At 70.6% G+C, this 3,925-nt stretch carries 6 protein-coding genes; 3 read left to right on the top strand and 3 right to left on the bottom strand.

Annotated elements, in window-relative coordinates; genetic code table 11:
• Together PV363_RS14845 and PV363_RS14840 are read left to right on the top strand one after the other, a co-directional pair.
• The coding region (locus tag PV363_RS14845) for a GNAT family N-acetyltransferase (protein ID WP_301022718.1) at window positions 1-381 on the top strand (381 nt) is incomplete at its 5' end.
• Between the two features lie 122 nt (window positions 382-503).
• Window positions 504-1,583, top strand: a complete 1,080-nt coding sequence (locus PV363_RS14840; protein WP_220366653.1) for an acyl-CoA desaturase — start codon at window positions 504-506, stop codon at window positions 1,581-1,583.
• Here the strand turns inward: PV363_RS14840 and map are convergent.
• A complete protein-coding gene (gene map, locus PV363_RS14835) occupies window positions 1,580-2,386 on the bottom strand; it encodes a type I methionyl aminopeptidase (RefSeq protein WP_301022717.1) in 807 nt (268 codons plus the stop codon). The two genes, PV363_RS14840 and map, sit on opposite strands and share 4 nt — an antisense overlap.
• 61 nt (window positions 2,387-2,447) lie before the next feature.
• Between map and PV363_RS14830 the strand changes: the two genes are divergently transcribed.
• Window positions 2,448-2,735: a helix-turn-helix transcriptional regulator gene (locus tag PV363_RS14830; RefSeq protein WP_220342680.1), complete on the top strand. Its 288-nt coding sequence runs from the start codon at window positions 2,448-2,450 to the stop codon at window positions 2,733-2,735.
• A 1-nt stretch (window position 2,736) separates the two neighbouring features.
• Here the strand turns inward: PV363_RS14830 and PV363_RS14825 are convergent, their stop codons facing one another.
• Entirely contained in the window at window positions 2,737-3,024 is a 288-nt protein-coding gene (locus PV363_RS14825) for a DUF1905 domain-containing protein (protein ID WP_220345629.1), read from the bottom strand.
• A gap of 58 nt (window positions 3,025-3,082) precedes the next feature.
• Window positions 3,083-3,925 (bottom strand): VOC family protein (locus PV363_RS14820; RefSeq protein ID WP_366525492.1); only part of this gene is annotated, 843 nt, incomplete at its 5' end.

Here is a 3,925-nt window from a genome sequence, read left to right as displayed (position 1 = left end):
CTCGTCGACGGCGACCGGGTGTGCGGCTACGCGTACGGAGCACCGTTCAAGACGCGACCGGCGTACGCCTGGTCGTGCGAGGTCAGCGTGTATCTGGGTGAGACCGCACCGCGACGCAGCGGCGCGGGCCGAGCTCTCTACGACGCGCTGTTCACGCGGCTCGACGAGCGCGGGTTCAGGACCCTCGTCGCCGGCATCGCCCTGCCGAACCCTGCGAGCATCGGGCTCCACGCCGCGCTCGGGTTCTCGCCGGTGGGGACGCTGCGGGAGATCGGCTGGAAGCACGGAGCGTGGCAGGACGTGGCCTGGATGCAACGTCGGATCGGCGACGACTCGCCACCGGCATCCTCGCCACAACCACCCGCCGCCGCGAGCCCGTAGGCTAGGTGGTACTAGCACCACCGACGACCTGGCCGTGGGCCCCTTGCGAGAGCGGATCCCGAATCCTAGCGTCGAGACACGAGCGCGGAACGCGCGCTCGCCGACGAACGATTCGAGGTCCCATGACCCTCCAGGCCGAACCCACCCGCCCGTCCGCCCATCCGACGACGGCACGCTTCTCCGAGCTGCTCAACGAGGTCCGCGACCACGGTCTGCTCGAGCGCCGGCACGGCTGGTACGCCGTGCGCATCACCGCGACCATCGGTGCGTTCTTCGCACTCTGGGTGGCCTTCTTCCTGATCGGCGACTCGTGGTGGCAGCTGGCGGTCGCAGCAGCGCTCGGCTTCGTCATGACACAGTTCGGCTTCCTCGGCCACGACGCCGCGCACCGGCAGATCTTCCGCTCGGGAGCGGCCAACGCATGGGCCGCCCGCGTCCTCGCCTGCGGGTTCGCCGGTCTCAGCTACGGCTGGTGGCGCGCCAAGCACAACAAGCACCACAAGGGCCCCAACCAGGAGGTCGTCGACCCCGACATCGCCCCCGGTGCTCTGGCCTTCACCCCCGAGATCGTGCAGCAGCGCCGGACGGCGTTCGGCCGTTGGTTCGCCGCCAACCAGGGCTGGTTCTTCTTCCCCCTGCTCACCCTCGAAGGGCTCAACCTGCACTATGCGAGCGTCCGCACGACGATGGACCGCTCCTCGGGCCTTCCGTGGCGGCGACTCGAGCTGACCGTCGTGTCGCTCCGCCTCCTCGCGTTCGTGGTGATCCTCCTGGTCGCGCTCCCGCTCGGCATGGCCGTGGCGTTCTTCGCGGTGCAGATGGCGGTGTTCGGCGTGCTCCTGGGCATGTCGTTCGCCCCCAACCACAAGGGCATGCCGATCGTGCCGGAGGCGATGCGCCTCGACTTCCTGCGGCGTCAGGTCCTCGTCTCGCGCAACGTTCGCGGTGGTCCGTTCACCGACCTGATGATGGGCGGCCTGAACTATCAGATCGAGCACCACCTCTTCCCCAGCATGCCGCGCGTCAACCTGCGGCGGGCGCAGCCGATCGTCCGCCGGTTCTGCGAGCGGCACGGCGTCCCGTACACCGAGGTCGGGCTGCTCCGGTCGTACCGGATCGTCGTCGACTACCTCAACAACGTCGGCCTGCGAGCGCGCGACCCGTTCGACTGCCCGCTGGCCGCGCAGCTGCGTACGGCCTAGCTCGACGGGTCGGCGCCGGCCTGTCCGCGCGCCTGCCTGGGCAGGGTCAGGATCTCGGCCCCGTCGGCAGTGATGGCGACCGTGTGCTCGCTGTGCGCCGTACGGGAGCCGGTCGCGCTGCGCAGCGTCCACCCGTCGGCATCGGTGACGAGCCGATCGGTGTCGGCCATGACCCAGGGCTCCAGCGCCAGCAGCAGCCCGGGCCGCAACCGATAACCACGGCCGGGCCGCCCGGTGTTGGGGATGTGCGGGTCCTGGTGCATCGTCGACCCGACACCGTGGCCGCCGAACTCGGTGTTGATCGGATATCCCGCCTCGCTGAGCACCGTCCCGATGGCATGGGCGACGTCACCGACGCGAGCGTCCGGCCCGGCGACGGCGATCCCGGCCGCCAGGGCGCGCTCGGTCACGTCGATCAGCGCGACGTCCTCCGGGGCCGGCGAGTCGCCCACCACGAAGCTGATGGCCGAGTCGGCGACCACACCACCCAGGGAGACGGCCAGGTCGAGCGACACCAGGTCACCGTCGACGAGCGTGTAGTCGTGGGGCAGGCCGTGGAGGACGGCATCGTTGACGGACGTGCAGATGTAGTGCCCGAACGGCCCGCGACCGAAGGCCGGCGCATAGTCCACGTAGCAGGACTGCGCCCCCGCCTCGACGATCATCGTCTGGGCCCACCGGTCGATGTCGAGGAGGTTCGTCCCGACCGCGGCGCGACCCTTGAGCGTGTGCAGGATGTCGGCGACCAGTGCTCCGGTCTCCCTCGCTCGGGGCAGCCGGGCGGGGGTCAGGATCTCGATCATGCGGCGCCTTCCTCGTACCAATAACTATCCCGGTCAGGTTATCCCGGTCTAGAATCGCCGCATGGTCAGGTTGCCGCACACGGCGGCCGAGGTGGAGCGAGGACGGCGCCTCGGCACCCTGCTGCGTCGCGCGAGGGGTGACCGCTCGATGCTCGACATCGCGCTCGACGCCCGCGTCTCGCCGGAGACCCTCCGCAAGATCGAGGCGGGCCGCGTCGCGACCCCGGCCTTCACGACCATCGCCGCGCTCGCCGATGCGCTCGACCTCTCCCTGGACGTCGTCTGGGCCGAGATCAACCAGTCCGGTCGCGCGCGACTCTCGGCACCTGTCGCCGGCGACGGCGCGTAGGTCAGCTCAGCCGCTGCTCGAGGCGGACGTCGACCGGCTCGCCCGCGGCGTCCTTGCCGATCGCTCGACAGAGGTCCCTACGGACGGGAAGCCAGTGGGGTCCCTGTCCGGACGGCATCAGCGTGGCCGCGAACGGGTGACCGTCCATGGTCCCAGTGACCTTCACCGCGCGGCGCGTCCCCAGCAGCTCAGCAGAACCGGGAACGGTGAGATAGGTGGCGAAGGCGCCGTCCTTCTCGATCGGCGCGGTGAACGTGTGGTCGAGCGGTTGCGGCAGGGCACGATCCATGGCGAGCTCCTCGTTGGTTGGTGTCGGTCTCTCGACAGACCGCGACCCGACCGCGAACTCATCGCGGAGGCTCTCGCCGGGTGACGCAGTAGTTGAGGCCAGAAGGATCGCGCAGGGTGATCCACCCCTGCGACCTCCACCGCTCGTCGGCACCGAGCGCCTTGTGGCGGTCGGCCACCGCATCGGCTCCGTCCCGGCCACCGGCGAGGTCGAGGTGAGCGGTCACCGCGCCGTGCGCAGGCGGGTCCTCCAGGCGTTGGAGCAGGATGCCCAACGGCATCCCCTCCGGCCGCACGAGCCGTGCGAACTCCGGAGTGTCCTCGTCACGGAACGTCCACCCGGTGAGCCCGGCCCAGAACCGGCACTCGTCGGCGTACGACGCCGGCGGGATGTCGAGGCACACCTGGTCGAGGACGCTTCGCGCACCGCTCTCCCACGCGATCGGTGCGGGCACCTCGTGCTCACCCTCGTACGGCACGAGGCAGAACGGCATGCCACCCGGTGAGCTGAGCACGACGTGGGTGCCGGGCTCGGCCGTGATCGTGGCACCCTCGCGCACCGCGGCTTCCTGCCCCGCCGCCAGGTCGTCCACGTGCAGGTCCAGGTGGACCCGTGGAAGACCGTCCGGGACGACCTGGAGGCGGAGGTAGGCATCGCCGTGCGGCGGCAGCAACGTGCGGAACTCGTCGTTCTCCCCCCGAGGCGGCGACGCCTGCGTGCCGGTGACCCCCTCCCAGAACGCCAGTGCGCTGCTGGCCGAGTCGGCGGGCTGGTCGATGAACGCCGTGACCCACCGCGGCACACCCCCGCTCCCGCCCCCGCCCCCGCCCTCACCCCCGCGATCACCCCCGCGATTCGGTGAGGAGATCGGGGGTCCCGGCTCGGACTCGCCCGATTTCGT

It is taken from the genome of Mumia sp. (genome assembly GCF_028803055.1).
In the GTDB taxonomy this organism is placed as follows: domain Bacteria; phylum Actinomycetota; class Actinomycetes; order Propionibacteriales; family Nocardioidaceae; genus Mumia.
The sequence above is the reverse complement of the archived record's forward strand: the minus strand, read 5'-3'. Positions and strand labels throughout refer to the sequence as shown.

Excerpts from the sequence above, each read along its gene's own strand:
- PV363_RS14840 (WP_220366653.1), top strand. The coding sequence starts at position 504 with ATGACCCTCCAGGCCGAACCCACCCGCCCGTCCGCCCATCCGACGACG.
- map (WP_301022717.1), bottom strand. The coding sequence starts at position 2,386 with ATGATCGAGATCCTGACCCCCGCCCGGCTGCCCCGAGCGAGGGAGACC.
- PV363_RS14830 (WP_220342680.1), top strand. The coding sequence starts at position 2,448 with ATGGTCAGGTTGCCGCACACGGCGGCCGAGGTGGAGCGAGGACGGCGC.
- PV363_RS14825 (WP_220345629.1), bottom strand. The coding sequence starts at position 3,024 with ATGGATCGTGCCCTGCCGCAACCGCTCGACCACACGTTCACCGCGCCG.